Annotated in this window: 19 protein-coding genes, 1 tRNA gene and 1 riboswitch; of the genes, 8 read left to right on the plus strand and 12 right to left on the minus strand. The window is 71.5% G+C overall.

Features of this window, described 5'->3' with window-relative positions; translation table 11 throughout:
• Positions 1-2: 2 nt before the first annotated feature.
• The 5 genes from ACIBSW_RS06165 to ACIBSW_RS06185 all read right to left on the minus strand — a co-directional run bounded on the left by ACIBSW_RS06165 (position 3) and on the right by ACIBSW_RS06185 (position 6,728).
• Positions 3-1,523: a serine/threonine-protein kinase gene (locus ACIBSW_RS06165; protein ID WP_354718213.1), complete on the minus strand. Its 1,521-nt coding sequence runs from the start codon at positions 1,521-1,523 to the stop codon at positions 3-5.
• 31 nt (positions 1,524-1,554) lie between these two features.
• On the minus strand, positions 1,555-5,199 hold the full coding sequence (locus ACIBSW_RS06170; RefSeq protein WP_354718211.1) for an adenylate/guanylate cyclase domain-containing protein: 3,645 nt from the start codon (positions 5,197-5,199) through the stop codon (positions 1,555-1,557).
• A complete protein-coding gene (locus tag ACIBSW_RS06175) occupies positions 5,196-5,999 on the minus strand; it encodes an MBL fold metallo-hydrolase (RefSeq protein ID WP_354718210.1) in 804 nt (267 codons plus the stop codon). Before ACIBSW_RS06175 ends, ACIBSW_RS06170 begins: the two co-directional genes overlap by 4 nt.
• A gap of 85 nt (positions 6,000-6,084) precedes the next feature.
• Positions 6,085-6,576, minus strand: a complete 492-nt coding sequence (locus ACIBSW_RS06180) for a RidA family protein (protein WP_354718208.1) — start codon at positions 6,574-6,576, stop codon at positions 6,085-6,087.
• Positions 6,573-6,728, minus strand: coding sequence for a DUF4177 domain-containing protein (locus ACIBSW_RS06185; protein ID WP_354718206.1), 156 nt, complete (start codon positions 6,726-6,728; stop codon positions 6,573-6,575). The genes ACIBSW_RS06180 and ACIBSW_RS06185 overlap by 4 nt, the downstream gene beginning before the upstream one ends.
• A gap of 139 nt (positions 6,729-6,867) precedes the next feature.
• Between ACIBSW_RS06185 and ACIBSW_RS06190 the strand changes: the two genes are divergently transcribed.
• From ACIBSW_RS06190 to ACIBSW_RS06200, 3 genes are read left to right on the plus strand one after another with little or no spacing between them, the layout of a single operon-like run.
• Entirely contained in the window at positions 6,868-7,758 is an 891-nt protein-coding gene (locus ACIBSW_RS06190; RefSeq protein ID WP_354718204.1) for a hypothetical protein, read from the plus strand.
• A 22-nt stretch (positions 7,759-7,780) separates the two neighbouring features.
• Positions 7,781-8,773 carry an ArsA-related P-loop ATPase gene (locus ACIBSW_RS06195; RefSeq protein WP_354718202.1) on the plus strand — a complete coding sequence of 331 codons (993 nt, stop codon included), beginning with the start codon at positions 7,781-7,783 and terminating at the stop codon, positions 8,771-8,773.
• 60 nt (positions 8,774-8,833) lie between these two features.
• A complete protein-coding gene (locus ACIBSW_RS06200; RefSeq protein WP_354718201.1) occupies positions 8,834-9,973 on the plus strand; it encodes an ArsA family ATPase in 1,140 nt (379 codons plus the stop codon).
• Between the two features lie 6 nt (positions 9,974-9,979).
• Here ACIBSW_RS06200 and ACIBSW_RS06205 read toward each other — a convergent pair whose 3' ends face one another.
• Positions 9,980-10,282 (minus strand): WhiB family transcriptional regulator, encoded by a 303-nt coding sequence (locus tag ACIBSW_RS06205; RefSeq protein WP_041832981.1) that lies wholly within the window; start codon positions 10,280-10,282, stop codon positions 9,980-9,982.
• A gap of 313 nt (positions 10,283-10,595) precedes the next feature.
• On the opposite strand from ACIBSW_RS06205, the gene ACIBSW_RS06210 reads away from it, so the two are divergent.
• On the plus strand, positions 10,596-12,998 hold the full coding sequence (locus tag ACIBSW_RS06210) for a transglycosylase domain-containing protein (protein ID WP_354718198.1): 2,403 nt from the start codon (positions 10,596-10,598) through the stop codon (positions 12,996-12,998).
• A gap of 69 nt (positions 12,999-13,067) precedes the next feature.
• Here the strand turns inward: ACIBSW_RS06210 and ACIBSW_RS06215 are convergent, their stop codons facing one another.
• Positions 13,068-13,520 carry a GatB/YqeY domain-containing protein gene (locus tag ACIBSW_RS06215; RefSeq protein ID WP_354728710.1) on the minus strand — a complete coding sequence of 151 codons (453 nt, stop codon included), beginning with the start codon at positions 13,518-13,520 and terminating at the stop codon, positions 13,068-13,070.
• A gap of 25 nt (positions 13,521-13,545) precedes the next feature.
• On the opposite strand from ACIBSW_RS06215, the gene ACIBSW_RS06220 reads away from it, so the two are divergent.
• The 3 genes from ACIBSW_RS06220 (at position 13,546) to ACIBSW_RS06230 (ending at position 15,943) form a co-directional block, all read left to right on the plus strand.
• Positions 13,546-14,439, plus strand: coding sequence for a metallophosphoesterase (locus tag ACIBSW_RS06220; RefSeq protein ID WP_354728708.1), 894 nt, complete (start codon positions 13,546-13,548; stop codon positions 14,437-14,439).
• A 72-nt stretch (positions 14,440-14,511) separates the two neighbouring features.
• Positions 14,512-14,585 (plus strand) — tRNA-Pro (locus ACIBSW_RS06225).
• Positions 14,586-15,376: 791 nt separating this feature from the next.
• Entirely contained in the window at positions 15,377-15,943 is a 567-nt protein-coding gene (locus tag ACIBSW_RS06230; RefSeq protein WP_354728706.1) for a hypothetical protein, read from the plus strand.
• A gap of 71 nt (positions 15,944-16,014) precedes the next feature.
• Here ACIBSW_RS06230 and ACIBSW_RS06235 read toward each other — a convergent pair whose 3' ends face one another.
• The 5 genes from ACIBSW_RS06235 to ACIBSW_RS06255 all read right to left on the minus strand — a co-directional run bounded on the left by ACIBSW_RS06235 (position 16,015) and on the right by ACIBSW_RS06255 (position 19,838).
• The gene (locus ACIBSW_RS06235; protein WP_354728704.1) at positions 16,015-16,293 is read right to left on the minus strand and encodes a hypothetical protein; all 279 of its coding nucleotides are present in this window, start codon (positions 16,291-16,293) and stop codon (positions 16,015-16,017) included.
• Between the two features lie 195 nt (positions 16,294-16,488).
• Positions 16,489-16,803: an SMR family transporter gene (locus tag ACIBSW_RS06240; RefSeq protein ID WP_354728702.1), complete on the minus strand. Its 315-nt coding sequence runs from the start codon at positions 16,801-16,803 to the stop codon at positions 16,489-16,491.
• Positions 16,804-16,813: 10 nt separating this feature from the next.
• Positions 16,814-16,876: riboswitch (guanidine-III (ykkC-III) riboswitch) on the minus strand.
• A 46-nt stretch (positions 16,877-16,922) separates the two neighbouring features.
• Complete coding sequence (locus tag ACIBSW_RS06245) at positions 16,923-17,891, minus strand: hypothetical protein (RefSeq protein ID WP_354728700.1); 969 nt, start codon at positions 17,889-17,891, stop codon at positions 16,923-16,925.
• A 73-nt stretch (positions 17,892-17,964) separates the two neighbouring features.
• Complete coding sequence (locus ACIBSW_RS06250; protein WP_354728699.1) at positions 17,965-18,195, minus strand: hypothetical protein; 231 nt, start codon at positions 18,193-18,195, stop codon at positions 17,965-17,967.
• A 56-nt stretch (positions 18,196-18,251) separates the two neighbouring features.
• The gene (locus ACIBSW_RS06255; protein WP_354728697.1) at positions 18,252-19,838 is read right to left on the minus strand and encodes an FAD-binding protein; all 1,587 of its coding nucleotides are present in this window, start codon (positions 19,836-19,838) and stop codon (positions 18,252-18,254) included.
• A 144-nt stretch (positions 19,839-19,982) separates the two neighbouring features.
• Here ACIBSW_RS06255 and ACIBSW_RS06260 point away from each other — a divergent pair, with 144 nt between their 5' ends.
• Positions 19,983-20,399 (plus strand): hypothetical protein, encoded by a 417-nt coding sequence (locus tag ACIBSW_RS06260; RefSeq protein WP_354728695.1) that lies wholly within the window; start codon positions 19,983-19,985, stop codon positions 20,397-20,399.
• Positions 20,400-20,435 lie beyond the last annotated feature (36 nt).

Raw genomic sequence — 20,435 nt, forward strand, 5'->3', positions numbered from 1 at the left:
CCTCAGCCGCGGGCCAGCACCGGCCCGCGGAGCTGGTCGGCGCCCTGGCCGGCCAGGCACCGGAACACCCGGTCCGCGGCGGTCGGCGGCAGCACTGACAGCGCCCACTCGGCGCCGTCGGTGCGGGTCGTGGTCCGGCGGAACATCGCCCGGCTGCACACCGTGCGCACGGTCCGGTCGGCGGTGACGGCGACCCGGTCCTCCGACCGCACGCCGGCCGGCAGTTCGCCGATCGCGAAGACCTCCCAGCTGTGCGGCAGCGAGCAGGCGACCCGCCGCGCGGCCGGGCCGCCGTCGGTGCGCCGGGTGTAGCACTCGACCTCGTCGGGGCAGTGCGCCTTGCCGTGGGCGCAGCCCGGCAGCCGGGACAGCGCGACCGGAACGGTGGAGGCGGCGGCGGCCCCCGAGAGCCGGCCGGCCAGCGAACGCATCATCGGCCCCTGTGACGAGGCCAGCAGCGCACCGCCGATCGAGGCTCCCAGCAGCAGGAACACGCCGAAGCCGCCGAACAGCCACTTCCGCTTGCCGCGCTTGCGCGGGTCGGTGGTGTGCACGGTCGGCGTCTCGTCACCGCCCTGCACGTCGCGGGTGGGCGAGACCGGCGGGCGCGGGCGCGGGTCCGCCGGCATGGGCCGGGGCACCGGCGGCTGGAACGTCGACGCGCGGTAGATCGTCGGCGCCGGCTGCCCGCCGGCCGGCCCGAGGTGCAGCCCGGTGAGCAGCTCGCGGAGCTGCGCCGCGGTGGGGCGGGCCCGGGGATCGTTGGCCATCCCGTACCGGAGGATCTCGGTGAGCGCCCGGGGCACGCCCGGCAGCTCCGGGATCGGCTGGTGGAAGAGGTCCATCAGCGTGATCAGGCTGGGGCTGCGCTCGGACTCCCAGCGGGGCGGCCGGCCGCGCATGACCGCGTAGAGGGTGGCGCAGAGCGCGTAGACGTCGACCGCGCCGGACGGCTCGGCGTGCGAGAACATCTCCGGCGGGGCGTAGGCCGGGGTGAGCACCTCGAGGGTGACCGACGAGTCGCGCATCTCGCCGAGCACGGCCAGCCCGAAGTCGGCGAGCACGGCGGGGTTGAAGTGCGAGTACAGGATGTTGGCCGGCTTGACGTCGCGGTGCAGCACCCCGTTCGCGTGCGAGTGCACCAGCGCGTCGGCGATCTTGACGCCGAGGTCGCGTGCCTCGGTCGCGCCGAGCGGGGAGACCCGCATCCGGTCCAGGTACGACCCGTCGCAGAGCTCCATGATCAGGTACGGGTGCTGGTCGACGGTCACGCCGACGTCGAAGAGGTCGACGACGTGCGGGTGCGACGACATCCGCCCGGCGGCCTTCGCCTCGCGCAGGAACCGCGCCTGGTCCCGGGCGTTGTCGAGGGTCCGGTTCTCCACCTTGATGGCGACGTCGCGGCCCACCGAATCCTGGGTGGCGCGGTAGACGGTTGCGTACCCACCGCGCGCCATTACCGACAAGCCGGACATGCCTGGCACATACGGCGCGGGCAGACGGCCGGGCGGGGTGTCGGTCACGGCTTAGAAAATACGCGACCGGTGGTCGGGTTCATCCCGGCACGTCAGACGCGTACGCGACAGATTCCGGCGGTTCCACCGTGGAGTGCGCCAATGCATCACGAAGTTCCCTGGCTGCGACCCGCTCGCTCAACTGCTCGGTCGAGTGCGCGAGCAGCACGGCCTCCTCCGCGGCGACCCGGGCCTCGGCCATCGCGCCGGCCGCCGCGTTCACCCGGGCGAGGACCATCGCCGCGACGACGCCGCTGCGTACGTCCTCGGCCGGAACCTCCCGCGCGCGCCGGATCCAGGTCGCCGCGTCCTCGATCCGCCCGTCGGCGAGCAGCGCGGACGCGTACGAGACCAGCGACTGCCGCCGCGAGAAGAGCAGCGAGCCGCCGGTGTCGCTCGCGATCGGCGCCAGCAGCCCGACGGCGGTGGCGGAGTCGCCGGCCCGCAGGCGCGCCTCGGCGAGCAGCACCCGCGGCCCGACCTGCGCCGGCGCGAGCGGATTGTGTGGCTCCACCGCGATCATCACCCGGCGGGCGTCGGCCTCGGCCGCGTCGGCGTCGCCGCGGTGCAGCGCCACGAAGCCGCGCAGCGTGCCGGCCATGCCGAGCAGCAGCGGGTGGCCGGTGCGGGCGGCGAACTCGAGCGCGTCGGTGAGCAGATCCTCGGCGTGCTCGGGCTCGTTCAGGCCCCGGGCGATCGCGCCGCGCACGACCAGGGCGAGCCCGCGGCCCCAGTCGTCGGAGACCGCCGCGAAGTCCCGGTACGCCCGGCGCGCCTCGGCGTCGGCCTCGGCCAGGTCGCCCAGCTCGGCGGCCGCGTACGCCTCGACGGCCCGCAGCGTGCCCACCGCCCAGCCCTCGCCGACCCGGTCGCCGAACGGCAGGAAGATCCGGGCCAGCCGCCGCGACTCGTGCAGCCGCCCGGCCAGCAGCCGCGCGAAGGCCGTCGTGCCGCGCAGCCAGGACCGCCCCACCGGGTCGCCCAGCTCGGCGAAGAGCCGGGCGGCCCGGCCGAGAACGGCGTCGGTGCCCGCGAAGTCGCCCCGGGTGGTGGTCACCCAGGCCAGGTTCTGCAGCGCCCAGGCCTGCCCGTGCCGGTCGCCCGCCGCGAGCGTCACCTGGTAGGCCGCCGCGAACCGGCTGCTCGCCTGGCTCAGCTTGCCGGCCAGGAAGTCGGCCATGCCGAGCCGGCGCATGGCGTTGGCGCGCTCGGGGGCCAGCTCGGCCGCGGTGGCCACGTCCAGCGCCTGCTGCCAGGCCGAGATCGCCCGCGAGGTGTCGCCGAGCGCCTCCTCCGCGCGGCCGACGACCAGCAGGGCCTCGGCGCGGCACACCGGCTCGTCGTCCGCGCTCGCGGCGATCTTCTCGCCGTAGGCGAGCGCCTCCGACGCCCGGCCGAGGCGCAGCAGCGCGCGGGCGTGCACGAGCTGGTCGGAGAGGGGCAGGCCGCCCCGGGCGATGGCGGCGGCGCGCTCCGCGTACTGGATGGAGGCGGCCGGCTCGATGTTGGCCAGCGCCCGGCGGGCCATCCGGCCGAGGGCGGCGACTCCCAGCGGTATCACGTCGCGGGCCGCGGCGTCCGGGCGCAGCCGGACGGCGTCGGCCAGCTCGATCGCGCACTCGGCGTGGGTGGCGACGAACGCGTCCCGCTCGTTCTCGCCGAGGCTGAGCCGCCCGGCGCCGTCGTAGCCGAGCGCCGTGACGGTCTCGGGCGCCGCCCAGCGGGCCAGGTACGCGTGCCGGTCGGCGAGGTCGGCCTTGCCCAGCCCCGCGTACGCGGCCTCGCGCATCAGCGGGGTGCTGAAGGCGTACCCGCCGCGGACGCGGTGCAGCATGCGGCGCTGCAGCAGCTCGTCGACCGCGCGCTCGAGCTCGACCGCCGCGACCGCGACCGGCCGGGTGTCGCCGGCCGCGCGCCGCTCGCGCAGCGCCTCGATGACGCCGGTCGGCACGGTGTCCCCGACGACGGCCGCGTCGCGCAGCACCGAGCGCGGCTCGGTCGGCAGCGCGTCGATACGGGCCGCCAGGACGGCGGCGAGGTCGCGGGAGAGCAGCTGGCTGCCCATCGAGCCGGCCGCGAGGTGCCACCGGCCGGCCGCGTTGGCGCCGACGGCCGGCATCAGCGCGCCCCGCTCCATCAGCAGCGTCACGAGCTCGGCCAGGTAGAACGCGTTGCCCTGCGCGGTGGCGAGCAGCCGGTCCGCGTCGGCCTGCGGCAGCTTGCCGCCGTTGAGGTAGGAGGTGAGCAGCCGGGCCGCGTCCGCGCCGCGCAGCGGCGGCAGCGTGTGGATCTCGGCGTCGGCGAGCCGGGTCAGCGCGCCGGCGGTGCGCACCAGCTCCGGGCGGCCGAGCAGCAGCAGGACCACCGGACCATCCAGGCGGGAGAGCACCGCGCCGAGCGCGTCGATCGTCTCAGCGGTCGCGTCGTGCAGGTCGTCGACGATGACGACCAGCGGCGCCTCCCGGGCCAGGGCGCTGAGCAGCCCCGCGACCGCGATCGGGATGGTCTCCGTCTCCGGCCGCGCACCGCCGGCCGGCTGGTACTCGGCCACCGCGGCCGGGCCGACCGGGTTGACCGGCGTCTCGCCGTAGCCGAGCAGCCCGAGCAGCCGGTCGATGTCGATCTCGGGCCCGCCGCCGTCGCGGCCGAGCCGGGTGACCAGCTTGCGCAGCCGCTCCTCGACGACCGGGCGGGTGATCGTCGCCGCCACGTCCTTCGGCAGGCCGACGGACTTGCGGACCAGGTCGGCCAGCGGCGCGAAGCGGCGCCGCTCGCCGAACGCGCGGCAGCGGGCGCGCAGCACCCGGGCGCCGGTGTGCCCGGCGAACCGGCCCGCGCCGACGTCGTAGCCGGCCGCGAAGCGCTTGACCTCGGCCGCGAACCGGGTCTTGCCGATGCCGGCCTCGGCGGTCATCACCATCACCCGGGGCGTGCCGGAGTCGACGACCTCGGCGATGCGGCCGGACACCCGGCCCAGCTCGGTCTCCCGGCCGACGAACGGCGCCTCGTCGCCGAGGCCGGACCGGGTGCCGGGCGCGTCGTGCAGGCCGAGCAGCTCGTACGCCGGCACCGGCTCGCGCTTGCCCTTGAGCCGCAGCGCCCGCAGCTGCCGCCAGGAGGCGACGTGCCGGGTGCCGGCCGAGGTGCGCGCCCCCGCGTAGACCGCGCCGACGGCGGCGGCGTCGGCGAGCCGGGCGGCCGTGTTCACGGTGTCGCCGATGACCGTGTACTCGATCGAGGCCTGGATGCCGGCGACGACCTCGCCGGTGTTGAGGCCGACGCGCAGGCCGAGCGGGGCGCCGCCGCCGCGCTCGTCGTCCAGCACCCGCCGCACGGCCCGCTGCATGCTCAGGGCGGCCCGCACCGCACGCTCGGCATCGTCCTCGTGCGCCACCGGCGCGCCGAAGACGGCCATGATGCCGTCGCCGGTGAGCTTGTCGACGTGGCCGCCGAAGGTCTTGACCGCGCCGGCCAGCGCGGCGAGCACCCGGTCGGTGACCGCGCCGACCCGCTCGGGATCCAGGTCCTCGGACCAGGACGTGAAGTCGGAGAGGTCGCCGAAGAGCACGGTGACGATGCGCCGCTCCGCCGCGGGCAGCGTGGCGGCGGCGGGCAGCGCGGCACCGCAGTTGTGGCAGAAACGGGCACCGGGCACGGCGACGGTTCCACACACGGGACAGGTCACAGCGGGTCCAACTGTTCCAAGGGTCGCTGTGATTCCCGCCTCAGGTACTCGAGTTGCGCGCGCACCGACCACTCGGCCGCGAAACGGACACCGGGTGCGATGTCGGGGTACACGGCGGCGACGACCGCCTCCGGCGAGTCGGCTCCGGCGGCGACCGCGGCCCGCACCTGGGCGAGCCGCTCGCGGCGGTGGTCGAGATAGGACCGCGCGACCGCGGCGCAGTCGTCCAGCGCCGGGCCGTGCCCGGGCAGCATCAAGATTTTCTCGTACGCCGTGAGCGCACCGAGGCTCGTCAGGTACGCGCCCAGGTCGCCGTCCGGCCACGCCACCACGGTCGTGCCCCGGCCCAGCATGGTGTCGCCGGTGAACACGACGCGCTCGCCCGCGCACTCCACCAGGAAGCACACCGAGTCGGCGGTGTGCCCGGGGGTGTCCAGCACGCGGATCTCCAGGCCGGCGGCGCCGAGCGACTCGTCCCGGTCCAGCGGGCCCGCGCCGACGCCGTGCCGCGGGTCGGCCGCCAGCACGTGGACACCGCCCAGGAGCTCGGAGAGGCGGGCGGCGCCCTCCACGTGGTCATGGTGACCGTGAGTGACGAGAATGAACAGGAACGGCCCTTGTTCGGCGATCCGGGCGAGATGTCCCTCGTCCAGCGGGCCGGGGTCGATCACGACCGCGAATTCCTCGCCCGGCGCGCGCAGAACCCAGGTATTGGTTCCGTCCAGCGTCATCGGACCCGGATTGGGCGCACGCAGCAGCGTCACCCAGCCCGGCAACTGCTCGACCTCGGCGGGCACCATGCTGGGAATCTTACGTCGCGCCGCGCTGAGCCGCCGGGACCGCAGGTGCGATCCGGTCACCGGCGGTCACCACAGCCGGTCTGGGTCAGGCGATCTCCGCGATGACCTCGACCTCGACCGGCGCGCCCAGCGGCAGCGCGATGACGCCGACGGCGCTGCGCGCGTGCCGGCCGAGCTCGCCGAGCACCTCGCCGAAGAGCTCCGAGGCGCCGTTGACCACGGCGGGCTGGCCGGTGAAGCCGTCCGCCGACGCCACGAAGCCGGTCACCTTGACGATCTTGACGAGCCGGCCGAGGCCGACCAGCGAGTCGATCGCGGCGAGGGCGTTCAGCGCGCAGTAGCGGGCCAGCTCGGTGCCCTGCTCGACGGTGACGTCCTCGCCGACCTTGCCGACGTACGGCAGCTTGCCGTCGACCATCGGCAGCTGGCCGGAGACGTAGACGTAGTTGCCGGACTGCACGGCCGGCACGTAGGAGGCCAGCGGCGGCACGACGGTCGGCAGCGTGAGGCCCAGCTCGGCCAGGCGCGCGTACGCGTCCGCGCCGCCCTCGCCGGTCACCGGCGTCGGCGCCGTCACGACTTCGCCCGCTTCATGTACGCCACCAGCTGCTCGGGATTCGGGCCCGGCACGACCTGCACCAGCTCCCAGCCGTCCTCGCCCCAGTTGTCGAGGATCTGCTTGGTCGCGTGGACCAGCAGCGGCACGGTCACGTACTCCCACTTCTGCATTGCTCGTCCAGCTCCCTGTCGCTCGTGCTCGGGGCTCGCGCCCGTCGACTTCGGCGACAGCCTATCCAGGCCGCCGGAGCCGCCTCGCGACTGTCCGGATTTCGTTACCCTGAGCAGGGGCGACGACCTAGGGGGCACGATGACGCAATCGCCGCGGGGCGAGCCCACGCGCGCGTCCTCGATCGCCGCCGCGGACGCCCCGGACTTCATCGACTTCATCGACGACCCGACGGCCGAGATGTCCGAATGGCCGCCGGTCGGCGCCTATCCCGGCGAGCCCGGCTATCCGCCCGACGCGGAGCCGCCCACGGTGCCCAACGAGGTCCTCGAGGGCGACGTCGTCTGGCATCAGCCGCCGCCGACCGGGCCGTTCCACGCCCGGCACGAGAAGCCGGGCGAATGGCGTGCCACGCCGCCGGAGCACCTGGCCTGGGAGCACTCGCCGCCCGCCGAGGTGCAGCCGGGCGTGCAGCGCGAAGAGCCGACCGAGGCCATCGCGCTGAGCATGCTGCCGCAGCCCTGGCAGGTGCCGTTCGATCCGCACACGACCGAGACCACGATGCCGGTGCTCACCCCGGCGGCGCGGCGGCGGCGCACCGGCCTGCGGGTCTCGGTCGCCCTGGTGCTCACCCTGCTGATCTTCGTCGGCGGCGCGGTGTCGGCCGCCCTGCTGCTGCGCGAGGGCGACAGCGGCAAGGGCGAGCCCGACCCGGTCACGGCGGTCAACACGTTCCTGACCGCGGTCTACGTGCAGCAGGACGCGGCGGCGGCCGCGGAGGTCGTCTGCCGCGAGGCCCTGGACCAGGAGCAGCTCAACGACCGGGTCGACCAGATCAAGGGGTACGCGAACGAGTACGACGCGCCGACGTTCAGCTGGACCGACCCGGCGGTCACGCGGCAGACCGACGACCGGGCGACGGTCGTGGTGCCGCTCACGATGACCACCGACGACGAGAAGACGGCGCAGCAGCAGCTCACCTTCACCGTGATCCGCAAGACCGACTGGCTCGTCTGCGACGTGAGCGGCTGAGCCGACCCGCGGCGGAAAACCCATGCAAGTTCGCTTTGGGAGCCGACGCCGTACCCTCGATCAGGTGGCTAGCAACGATTGGCCGGCGCGGCTTCACGTCGTCACCGGCAAGGGTGGTACCGGCAAGACCACTGTTGCCGCGGCGCTGGCGCTCGGGCTGGCCGCCGGCGGGCACCGCACGCTGCTCGTGGAGGTCGAGGGCCGGCAGGGCATCGCGCAGCTGTTCGGCATCGACCCGCTGCCGTACAGCGAGCGCCGCATCGCCACCCCGGTCCGGGGCGACGGCGAGGTCCGCGCGCTGGCGGTGGACGCCGAGGAAGCGCTGCTGGAGTACCTCGACATGTTCTACAAGCTCGGCGCGGCCGGCCGGGCCCTGCGCCGGATCGGCGCGATCGACTTCGCCACCACGATCGCGCCCGGCCTGCGCGACGTCCTGCTCACCGGCAAGGTGAAGGAGGCGACCACCCGGTCCGCCGACGGCCGGCGGGTGTACGACGCGGTGGTCCTCGACGCGCCGCCGACCGGCCGGATCGGCCGCTTCCTCAACGTGACGGCGGAGACCGCCCGGCTGGCGAAGGTCGGTCCGATCAAGACGCAGAGCGACGGGGTCGCGTCGCTGCTGCGCTCGCCGATCACCTCCGTGCACGTGGTGACGCTGCTCGAGGAGATGCCGGTGCAGGAGAGCGTCGACGCGATCGCCGAGCTGTCCGCGCTGCACCTCCCGGTCGGCCGGATCATCGTGAACGGCGCCCGGCCGCCCCTGCTCGCGTCCGGCCGGGTCACCAAGACCGAGCTCAAGCGCGGGCTGGCCGCCGCCGGCCTGCCGTCGGACGCGGCGACGGTCAACGGCCTGCACGCCGAGGCGAAGGCGCACCTGACCCGCCGCGAGCTGGAGGAATCGCTGCGGGCGGAGCTGGCCGAGCTGGGACGCCCGATGGTCGAGCTGCCGCTGCTCGCCGGCGGCGTCGACCAGGACGGCCTGCACGAGCTGGCCGCCCTGCTGATGGCTGTCTGACCCGCCACACGCCGCGGCGCTCCGCGCCGCGCGGGGGCTACGAGTCAGTACGCTCGAAACGTGCCTGCCGACCGCACCGCCCCCCGCCTGGACGTCGACGCCCTGCTGGCCGACCCGGCCATCCGGATCGTGGTCTGCTGCGGCGCCGGCGGCGTCGGCAAGACGACCACCGCCGCGGCCCTCGGCCTGCGCGCCGCCGAGCAGCACGGCCGCCGCACGGTGGTGCTGACCATCGACCCCGCCCGCCGGCTGGCCCAGTCGATGGGCCTGACCGAGCTGGACAACACGCCGCGGCAGGTCAAGGGCATCGACACCGAGGCGACCGGCGGCGAGCTGCACGCGATGATGCTCGACATGAAGCGCACGTTCGACGACGTCGTGCAGGCGCACACATCGCCGCAGCGCGCCGCGGAGATCTTCGCGAACCCGTTCTACCAGGCCATGAGCTCCACGTTCTCCGGAACCCAGGAGTACATGGCGATGGAGAAGCTGGGGCAGCTGCGGGCCGGCGACGACTGGGACCTGATCGTCGTCGACACCCCGCCGTCGCGCTCGGCGCTGGACTTCCTCGACGCGCCGGCCCGGCTGTCGCGCTTCCTGGACGGCCGGATGCTGCGCATGCTGATGGCGCCCGCGCGCGGCGGGCGCAGCATGTTCAGCCTGGTCACGGCCTCGTTCGGGATCTTCTCCCGGGCCGTGCAGAAGATCCTGGGCGCCCAGCTGCTGACCGACCTGTCCGGCTTCGTGGCGGCCCTGGACTCGATGTTCGGCGGCTTCCGGCAGCGCGCCGACGAGACGTACCGGATCCTGCAGGACCCGCAGACCGCGTTCCTGCTGGTCGCGGCCCCGGAGCGGGACGCGATCGGCGAGGCGGCGCACTTCGCGGAGCGGCTGGTCGCCGAGCGCATGCCGCTCGCGGGCCTGGTGCTCAATCGCACCCACAGCACCACGCTGAAGACCGTCACGCTGGAGGCGGCGCAGGCCGCGGCGCTCGCGCTGGACGCGGCCGGCGACCAGCCGGCGACCGCGGACGCGCTGCGGATCCACGCGGCCCTGCTGCGCCTGGTCGAACGCGAGCTCGGCGTCGCCGCCCAGTTCACCGACGCCTTCCCCCAGGTGCCGACGGTGGCCGTGAAGGCGCAGCCCGCCGATGTGCACGACGTCGACGGGCTGCGGACAATCGGTGCTGCGCTCGCCTGAGACGGATCAGCGGGTGGAGACCAGTACCTTGTCTGCGCCCTTCTCGCGGAGCGCGGCTTCGAACATCTTCCGCCAGCTCGCCACGTGCGGGTGCCGGCGCAGCAGCGCGCGGCGCTCCCGCTCGGTCATGCCACCCCAGACGCCGAACTCGATCCGGTTGTCCAGCGCATCGGCAAGGCACTCGTAGCGGACCGGGCAGCTGCGGCAGATCCTCTTCGCCACGTTCTGCTCGGCGCCCTGCACGAAGAGTGCGTCAGGGTCGCCACTCTGACACGCCGCCATGCTGGGCCAGTCGCTGATCATTCCCATCTGTCCACGTCCCCCCTTGCTTCCCCCTGACATCTGACGGCCCATGTCCCCCAAGTCGCGCAGACGCCGTGCGATAGCTCGCCGGATCATCATGCTCTGTAGTCAGGCAATTACGCAACGTTGTCCCTCAAAAACGTATACCTCGGTATTTCCCGGCATCCCGGTCCTACCGGACAGTGAGAAAGTTCGGGGAAGTTCGCCGGAAACGCCACGCAGTGGCCAGGGAAGGGGCAGAATCATTCTGGGCAAACTTGACCATCTCTGCGCTCGATCACGTGCGTTATTCGCGTACCCTGCTCGGGTGACCTCCTGGATGCGCAGACGCGATCACAACATCTTCGCGAACGCGACCTCGCTGCTGATCTGTGGCCTGCTCGCGGGCGTTGTCGTGGCCGCCGCCGCCTTCCCGGCGGTCGCCATGTCCGGCCTCGCGGCCAAGGCCGGCGGCGAGACGTTCGCCAGCCTGCCCAGCGAGCTCCGGCAGGCGACCGCCCCACAGATCACCCGAATCTTCGCGTCTGACAACAAGACACAGATCTCGGTCTTCTACGACGAGTTCCGCAGCGACGTCCCGCTGAAGGACATCTCGAAGAACATGCAGAACGCGATCATCGCGGCCGAGGATCACGAGTTCTACCAGCACAACGGCGTCGACCTGAAGGGTGTCGCCCGGGCGATCGTCAGCAACAAGAGCGGCAAGACCCAGCAGGGCGCCTCGACGCTGACCATGCAGCTGGTCCGGATGACCCTGGCCTACTCGGCGACCAGCCCTCAGGAGGTCGTCGACGCCACCAAGGACACGCCGAAGCGCAAGATCACCGAGATGAAGTACGCGATGCAGATCGAGAAGGAGCTCAGCAAGGAGAAGATCCTTGAGGGCTACCTGAACGCCGCGCCCTTCGGAAACGGCGCGTACGGCGTGTACGCCGCCAGTCAGGTCTACTTCAGCAAGAAGCCCAAGGATCTGACGATCGCCGAGTCCGCGCTGCTGGCCAGCATGGTGAAGGCGCCCACCGCGTTCAACCCGACGACCGCCAGCGGCTACCCGCAGGCGCTCGACCGCCGCAACTACGTCATCAACGACATGATGGAGATCGGCCTCATCAGCGCGGAGGACGCGCGCAAGGCCCAGGCGACGAAGATCAGCCGCACGGTCAAGCGTCCCGGCAACGGCTGCGTCTCGGTTGCCAAGAACAACTGGGGCTTCTTCTGCGACTACTTCTACCGCTGGTGGCTCAGCCAGCAGGCCTTCGGCGCGACCACGTACGACCGTGAGCGGCGCCTGAAGAGCGGCGGCTACCGCGTGCAGACGTCGATGGACATCAAGGCCCAGCAGGCGGCCCGCAAGAACATCGGCGAGCACATCTCGGAGAAGAACAAGAACGCCCTCCTGCTCGCCGGCATCCAGCCGGGCACCGGCCGGGTCCGCGCCCTGGCGGCCAACCGCAAGTTCAAGCTGGACGACCCCGACAACCCGCAGAACAAGATCTCCTCGGACCCGCGCAAGGCGAAGAAGAAGATCCGCGGCACGTACCCGAACACGACCAACCCGCTGCTCAGCGGCGGTGGCGACATCACCGGCTACCAGGCCGGCTCGGTGTTCAAGATGTTCACCATGGTCGCGGCGCTCGAGAACGGCTACCCGCTCGCCTACTCCATCAACGCGCCCGCCAAGTACGTCTCGAAGTACCGCATCGCGCCCGGCCGCTCCACCTGCAACGGCATCTACTACTGCCCGAGCAACTCCGGCGGCAGAGCCGGCGGCGTCACCAACATGTGGACCGGCTTCAGCCGGTCGATCAACACGTTCTTCGTGCCGCTGCAGGAACGGGTCGGCGCCGAGAAGGTGGTCGACGTGGCCCAGCGCTTCGGCGTGCAGTTCCGGGCCAAGAGCGACGCCGACTTCGCGTCGAACAAGGCCGCGGCACACCAGTGGGGCGCCTTCACCCTCGGCGTCTCGTCGTCGACCCCGCTGGAGATGGCGAACGCGTACGCGACCCTCGCCGGCGACGGCATGTACTGCTCGCCCACCCCGGTGCAGCAGATCACGTCGAAGGACGGCGAAAAGATCGACGTAGGCAAGCCGCACTGCACCCGCGCCACCTCACCCGACGTGGCCCGCGCGGCGCTCGACGCGGCCCGCTGCCCGGTCGGCGACAGCGCGCAGCTCGGCAGCTGCGGCGGCAGCCGTACGGCGGCGCAGGCGTACTACACGATCCGGCACCCGATCTACGGCAAGTCCGGCACCACCGACAACGACAAGACCGCCGCGCTGATCATCGGCAGCAGCTCGCTGACGATCGCCGGCTACCTGGTCAACCCGGACTACCAGGACCACAAGGACCGCCTGTCGCACTCCATCGTGAACCCCGCGGTCTGGGACACGATGGACGACTTCCTCAAGGGCAAACCGAAGGTCGAGTTCAAGAAGCCCGGCAGCAGAAAGATCGCCGAAGGCGACCAGCGCTCGATCCCGGACGTGGAATGCGCGACCGTCTCCGCCGCGCTGTCCCGGGTCCAGGGCGCCGGCTTCACCGCCTCGGTCGACAACACCGAGGTCGAGTCTGACTGCCCGAAGGGCACGGTCGCCGGCACGAACCCGAGCGGCCGGACCATCAAGGGCGGCTACGTCAGCATCGAGATCAGCAAGGGCAACGGCAAGAAACCCGGCGATCCCGATGACCCGGAAAAGCCGAAGCCACCGGGCCGAAGATGACAACGCGGGCGGGTCACCCTTGGGTGACCCGCCCGCTTCAGCTCCGATGCCGCCGTACGGCGGCCGCCCTCAACCCAGCCGCTTGCGCACCGCCGCGGCGACCCGGCCACCCTCGGCCCGCCCGGCGACAGCGGCCTGCGCCGCCTTCATCGCCGGCCCCATCTGCGCCTTCCCGGTGAAGCCACCCGCCAGCAGCGCGCCCGCGACCAGCCCGTCGATCTCCTCGTCGGTCAGCTGCACCGGCAGGTACCGGTCCAGGATCTCGCCCTCGGCGTTCTCCTTGGCGGCCTGATCCGTGCGGCCGGCCCCCGCGAAGGCGTTCGCGGCCTCGCGCCGCTTCTTCGCCTCCTTGGCCAGCACGCCGAGCACCTCGTCATCGCTGAGAACCTTCGCGGCGTCCCCGGCCGTCTCCGCGTTACTCACGGCGGTCAAAGCCATCCGCAGCGTCGACGTGGTCAGCTCGTCACGCCCCTTCATGGCGGCGTGCAGGTCATCCTTCAGGCGGTCCTTCAGCGTTCCCATGGACGACCAAACTACTCTGGCCGTCATGCGCAAGCGCTCCTTTATCGCCCTGGCCGCCGGCCTCACCGCCGTCGGCGGCGCCACCCTCGCCTACGCCTCCCTGGTCGAACGCAACATGTTCACCCTGCGCCGCTTCGACGTCCCGGTGCTGGAACCCGACGCCGAACCGCTGCGCATCCTGCACATCTCGGACCTGCACATGATGCCGGACCAGCGCCGCAAGCAGGACTGGGTGGCCGCCCTCCGCGGCACCGACCCGGACCTGGTGATCACCACCGGCGACAACATGGCAGCACCGGACGCCATCCCCGGAGTCCTGCGCGCCCTCAACCCGCTCCTCGGCCTACCCGGCGCCTTCGTCTTCGGCTCGAACGACTACCGCGGCCCGATCTGGAAGAACCCCCTGCAGTACCTGCTCCCGGAGCGCGAATACCAGCAGGGCGTCGACCTGCCCGCCGAGGAACTCCGCGCCGCCTTAGCCGACGCAGGCTGGGCCGACCTGAACAACGCAAGAACAACCATCAAGGCCGGCGGCCGCTCGATCGAACTGGCCGGCGTCGACGACCCACACGTCGACCGTGACGACTACCCCTCGGTGGCCGGCCCCATCACCGCCGGCGCCGACCTGCACATCGGCGTGACACACACCCCCGCCTCCCGGGTACTCGACCCGATGGCGGCGGACGGCTTCAACCTCCTGCTGGCCGGCCACACCCACGGCGGCCAGGTCTGCGTACCCGGCTACGGCGCCCTCACCACCAACTGCGACCTACCACCCGCAATGGCCAAGGGCCTGCACCGCTGGCCCGGCTCGGAAGCGTGGCTGCACGTCTCGGCCGGCCTCGGCACCCACCCGACGGCCCCGGTCCGATTCGCCTGCCGCCCGGAGGCCAGCATTCTGACTCTGACACCGCGCTGACCTGCGGTTTCCCGGCCCGGGGATACCGATTTCGCGACCGCCGGGCCGTCCGCTAGTATTGCTGAGCACGCTCGGGGTGTGGCGCAGCTTGGTAGCGCGCTTCGTTCGGGACGAAGAGGCCGTCGGTTCAAATCCGGCCACCCCGACCCTTGAAACACCAGCTCAGGGCTGGTCTCTCAAACGAGAGACCGGCCCTGAACTGTTTCCCGTCCCACTCCTGGGAGTGGATCCTGACAACTCACTCCCCGACCTCTCCGGCGAGCTTCCAGGAGCTGGTCCAGGACGACGACCGGGGAGCCCGACGCCATCGCCGGCCGCGCATCCAGGGCCGCCTCCCACTAGCCGGCCAAATGGGCGAGAATTGGCAACTCTCAGGACGGCCGGGTAGCTCGGAGCCCGACGAACCGCCTTCAAGGGATCGTCCTTCGGCTTCCGTCACTCACGGCCAGATCATCTCAAGTCCGCTACCGGTCGAGGGCGGACGGCAGGTGGGCGGTGCTCACAGCCCGGCGAGAGGCTTCGTGGCCAGGGGCGGGGTCGAACCGCCGACCTTCCGATTTTCAGTCAGGCACCACGATGTTGTCCGGCGGCAGCACTCCATTGGTGCCATCTGCCTCTGAACCCGTCGCCGAGCCCTCCGGTGGCGACTCCGTCCAGGTCCATACCGACGGCGAGGGAAAGCTGCTGGGAGATGTGGATACCGCAGGAGTCGGCACGGGCTTCGGCTCGGTGCAGCCCGACAGCGTTGCCAGTCCGGCGAATACGGCGACTCCGGCGAGCAGCAAGCGACACGCGGCAGACATGACTCTTACATCGGCACCCTCGGTGGCGGGGTGAGCGACTGCGCGGAAGCCATTGCTCAACCCCATGCCCGGAGCTTCCGTTGATGGCATCCGCTTCCCTCAGGTTCGGGCTGCCCTTGCCGATGTTGCGGCCCGTGACAGCGAGGTATCCGTGGCCCCGCGTGATAGCCGTGCTCCTCGGCATCGCGGCGATCTTGGTCGCGTTGGTCGTCGTGACGAACCGATACGGACAGGAGCGGGGAGCGGCCGATATCAACCGCCGCGCTGATGGGCCCGGCGAGTTCGGCACAGATCTTCTCGCCCGCGACATAGTCGAGCGCTCGCCGTTTGTCGGATCGGTTCCCCTCGGCGAGGAGCTGACCATGAGGGGCGATTCCGGCTTCATGGCGCGGGTCCGGGTCCTCCGCGGAATCGATGCGGCGTCCTATACGGTGTGGGTTCGAAACGGTGGGACGGAGCCGTTCGATGGTTCATTCTCGACGGGCGGCGCAGTGCTGTTCACCGACCAGCACAAGTTGTTACGGCCCGAGGTACGAACCCTCTCGACAGGGACTGCCGAGCCGTCCGCGATTGGCTCAGACGGCGAAGCTGACCTTGCTCTCACCTTCAAGATCCCAGCGCAGGAACGGCCCAGTTCGCTAGTGCTCACCCTCCACCTCGGGCAGTACAACCCGCACGCGCTATGGACCCTGACCCCCTGATCCAGTCGGAATCTCGGTCAGAGGTCGCGTCAGAACGACGGTGCCGGTCGTTCGGCTGCGTGCTGAATCGGCTAATGGCAGAGCGCGAGCAGCTTGATACCCGCGCCGCACGAGACGATCAGGGCGATCGTGACGGCGAGCAGGGCGCGGACGACGGTCAAGCCTGCCTCACGGCCGTTCCAGGTGACCGGAAGCAGCTGCTCCACGACGACCGCGAACAGCCAGCCGAGCAGCAGCAGCGGGTAAACCAGGTCCCAGGCTTCGTTGGAGAACGCGCTGGCGTTGCCGCTGCCGCCGTAGTTCGGGCAGTCGCGCACGTCGGTAGCCGGCCGGAGCGCCACCGTCAACATCGCGAGCAGGGCACCGCCTACCAGCAGTGCCCAGAAGCCGGCCAGCGGAGCCCGGCGCTTCGCCAGTCCGGCACGCTCGCCTTCAAAGAAGAAGATCGTCGGCTCCCTGCGTTGCGGTGTTCAAGGCACCGATGAAAGCACGTCCCGTCCACATTGATCAGGTCAGTGGCGAAAGGATCCGGCCGTGCGGGTCGGTCAGTGACTGGCCTTCAGGCCGATCACGCCGCCGATGATCAGGGTCAGAAAGACGATCTTCATGGGCGAGACCGACTCGGTGCCGGCGGCCATCGCGTACACGACGGTGAGGACGGCGCCGATGCCGACCCAGACGGCGTAGGCGGTGCCGACCGGCAGGGTGCGCATCGCGTACGCCAGGCCGGCCATGCTGGCGATGATCGCGACGGAGAAAACCACAGATGGGACGATCCGGGTGAAACCCTGGGTCTTGCCCAAGGCCGTGGCCCAGACCGCTTCGAGGACACCGGACAGCACGAGTACGAGCCAGGACATCAGAGTCTCCCGCGCGCCGTCTTGTCGCTGACCGGGTACGGCACCCTCGTCCGGGAGCCCGTGCGAGCTCTACTACCCAAGCTGTCACCAACGGGCGCGCTAACGCAATGTCAGGTCAGTCACCGTTTGGTGAGCAGATCGGGCAGGTCCGCAGGGGCCTGCCGGAGCGCGTCGGAACCGGTGCCCCGCGCCAGGACTCGCCGGCAGCCGTCCAGCTCAACGTAGATCTCGCCCGGCATCAGCAGGGCGAAGCGGCTGGCCGGGGTGTCGCAGGCTCGCACCGGCCCGGCCGCCTTGATCCGCCGTTTGACGACCGGCCAACGCCCCTCGGGCAGCAGTTCCCGGGAGACGATCTCACCGCGCGGCTTGTCGCCGCCCCGCTCGTCCGCCGGGACCCGGTAGACGCACACGTTCACCAGAGCACCGTCGAACGGCAGGTCGGCCAGGTCGACGGCGGGCCTCGCGGCGCCGTCGGCACCGGTCACCCACACCATGTCGGCCCATTCATCACCGCATCCGGTCACCGCGGCCTCGGCCGATTCCACCTCCTGGAGTACGCGGGTGGAGATGCGATTCCGCGGCGCCCCCTCGATGGCCTTCATGACCTCCGCGCGGGGGCCGCCACAGGCCTCGCGGGGAAGCCCCGGACGTATCCACCGGCCCGCGGCGTCGAGCAGCGCCAGCCATGGCGGGAGGACGAGCATCCTGTTGCAGGCGATGTCGGCCGAATCGTCATCGTCGAAGGGCTGCGGCAGATCGTCAGGCAGCCGTAGCGCGGTGAGCAGCGCCGCCATGTCGCTGACCCGGTCCTCGGTGGCGACCAGATCCGCGCCGCCGTCCGGTCGACGCTGTGGCTCCCGCCCGCAGATGACGGCGGCCACCGGGCGGAAGGTGTCGGCGAGTTGGGGCATCGTCAGCACGTCGCTCTGGGTGAACTGGCGCTGTGCGGACGGTTCGTTGTCGCATGACCGCCAGCGCGGGTGGACCTGCGGTTCACCCCACAACCGCGGGTCAAGATTGGGCACGGCCGGCTGCGCCGCATCGCTCGCCCGGCCGGTACTGCCGAAGGCCGAGAGGGTGAGCAGCATGGCGACCGCGAGCGCGGCGCGACATCGACCCTCGTTCATGACGCAAGGCTAGAACAGCCAGGCCAGCGACCGATTACTGCCGCACGATGCTCAGCACGCCGGCCACGACGACGGCCACAGCGGTGAGGACGATGAGCACCTCACCGGTGACGGCGACCGCTCTGCGCCAGCCGTGACGCGTCTGCTTGAGGCCCGCGGCGAACTTCGTCGCCTGCTCGATCTGCCCCAACGGCGTAAACGCACTGTGCGCGGGCTGGGGAAGGCCATCCCAAGCCTGCGATTCGGCCTTGCTGACGGCGTCCATACCGCCAGTATGCGTTCGATAGTCAAGGCGAATCGTCAAACTACGGCGTGAAATATTCAGACATCACCCGGCTCCACGGAAAGAGCGTGCCGGAAGAGGCCGCGCGGGTCCCAGCGGGCCTTGATCCGCTGGAGGCGGGGATAGTTGTCCTTGTAATACAGGGTGCTGGCCGGCACCCCGGAGGTGGTCCACGCCGGGTCGGCCAGGTCGACGTCCGGATAGTTGATGTAGGAGCCGTCGTTGACCTCACCGGGCACCGGCACGCCGCCGGTCTCCGCGTAGACGTCGCGGTAGAACCTGCGTACCCAGGCGAGGTTCGCCGCGTCGTCGGCCTGGTCGGCCCAGATCGTCTGGTAGATCGCCTTCATGACCGTGTCGCGCTGGGCGACCGCGGTGGCGGCCGGCGGCACCGTGTTGACCTGCCCGCCGTACCCGAGCAGCAGCACGCCGGCTCCCGGGCCGGCGGCGGGGTCGGTCAGGTTGCGGTAGACGGCGGCGAGCTGCCGGTCGGTCGGCGCGCGGCGGAAGTAGCCGGCTTTGATCTTGTAACGCCGGCTGTTCGCGTCGCCTGGCTCGCCGGTGCCGGGCCAGGTCAGCTTGTGCAGCCACGACGCCGTCTGCCGGCCGGTGAAGGCCGGGTCGACGCCGGCACCGGCGCCCACCGCGGCCAGGAATTCGGTCGCGAGGTCGTCGGCGCCGGGCAGGTCGGCGTCGATCTGCCCGACCAGCGTGAGGTAGCCGGTGCTGGGGTGCATGAGAAGGAAGATCCCGTAGACCCCGGTCCCCGGCGAGCCGGGCGCGCTGTTGCGCTCGTGCCAGGTACCGAAGTTGCGCACCAGCGTGGTGAACGCCGCCTCGGTCATGCCCTCCCACGACCAGGCGGCCGCGCACTCGAGCATGTTCTTCGGCGCGGGCGGCAGCAGCCGGGACGGGTCGCCGGTGGCGCCCGGCGTGCGTAGCCAGTAGCGAGTAGCCACGCCGAAGTTGCCGCCGCCACCGCCGGTGTGTGCCCACCAGAGGTCGTGGTGGGGGTCGTCCGGCTCGCTGGTGGCGATCACCGCCCGGGCGGTGTTCCGGTCGGCCACCACGACCTCGACGGCGTGCAGGTAGTCGACCACCGAGCCGTATCGGCGCGAAAGCGGACCATACCCGCCGCCGGCGAAGTGCCCGCCGGCGCCGACGGCCGGGCAGCCGCCACCGGGGATCGTCACGCCCCAGCCCTTGAACAGCGTCCGGTAGACCCGCCCCAGCGTGGCGCCGGGCTGCACCACGAACGCGCGCATACGCGGGTCGTAGCCGACGTCGTCCATCGGGGACAGATCAAGCAGCGTGCGTACCGCGGGGTCGGCGGTGAAGTTCTCGAAGCAGTGGCCGCCGCTGCGCGCGGCGACCCGCCGCCCGGCCCGCATCGCCTCGGTCACGGCGCGGACGACCTGATCGGTCGAGCCGGCCACGCGGATCTCGTCGGGCCGGCCGGCGAAGCGGAAGTTGTTGCCCCGCAGCAGGCTTTCGTATCGCCGGTCGGCCGGGCCGATCCGCACCGCCCCCGGCTCGCCGGCCGCGGCCGGGCGACCGTCCACACCGGCTCCCAGCACGCCGCCCGCGACGGCACCCGCCCCGGCCAGCAGCGCGCGACGGCTCACGTGTTCGTGCTCCGAATGGCCCATCCCGTTCCCCCTCCGGCTGACTTCCTCGGCAACCTCATGGTCGCAGCAAGCCGGCCGGAGCGCATCGACCGATCTCGCTATGGGTCGACTGGGGCGATCGGGAACTCATACGGTGTCCGCATGATTAGAACCGCGCCGCTGGCGCTGTTGCTCGCCGCGGCGTTCCTCGTCGGTTGCACGTCGACCCCGCCGGAGCAGGAGATCGTCCGCAGCGGAAAGAACGTGCGGATCGAGCGGATGGACCACCTCGGCGTGGTCGAGGAGGGCTACTGGGTCAACGAGGAGACCAAGGACATCAGCCCTGGCGAGTCGCCGGACGCCCCGTGGCAGCAGGGTGTGGCACGGCTGTCGCAACCGGACTTCGATCGCCTGCTCGACAGCAACGACTGGCTGCCGGTCAGCACCTCGCCGATCATCCCGATCGACCTGAAGGGCAAGCTCGACGCCGGCGATACCTGGCTCCTGGGGCACGACGGAGACGACGTCTACTACCTGGAGTCGGACACCCGCTTCGTACTCTTCCTGGTCCGGGAGTAGCCGGGCCACGAGGCCCGGCTACCTCGACCAGGTACG

Source organism: Actinoplanes sp. NPDC049668 (genome assembly GCF_044465445.1).
GTDB lineage: Bacteria > Actinomycetota > Actinomycetes > Mycobacteriales > Micromonosporaceae > Actinoplanes.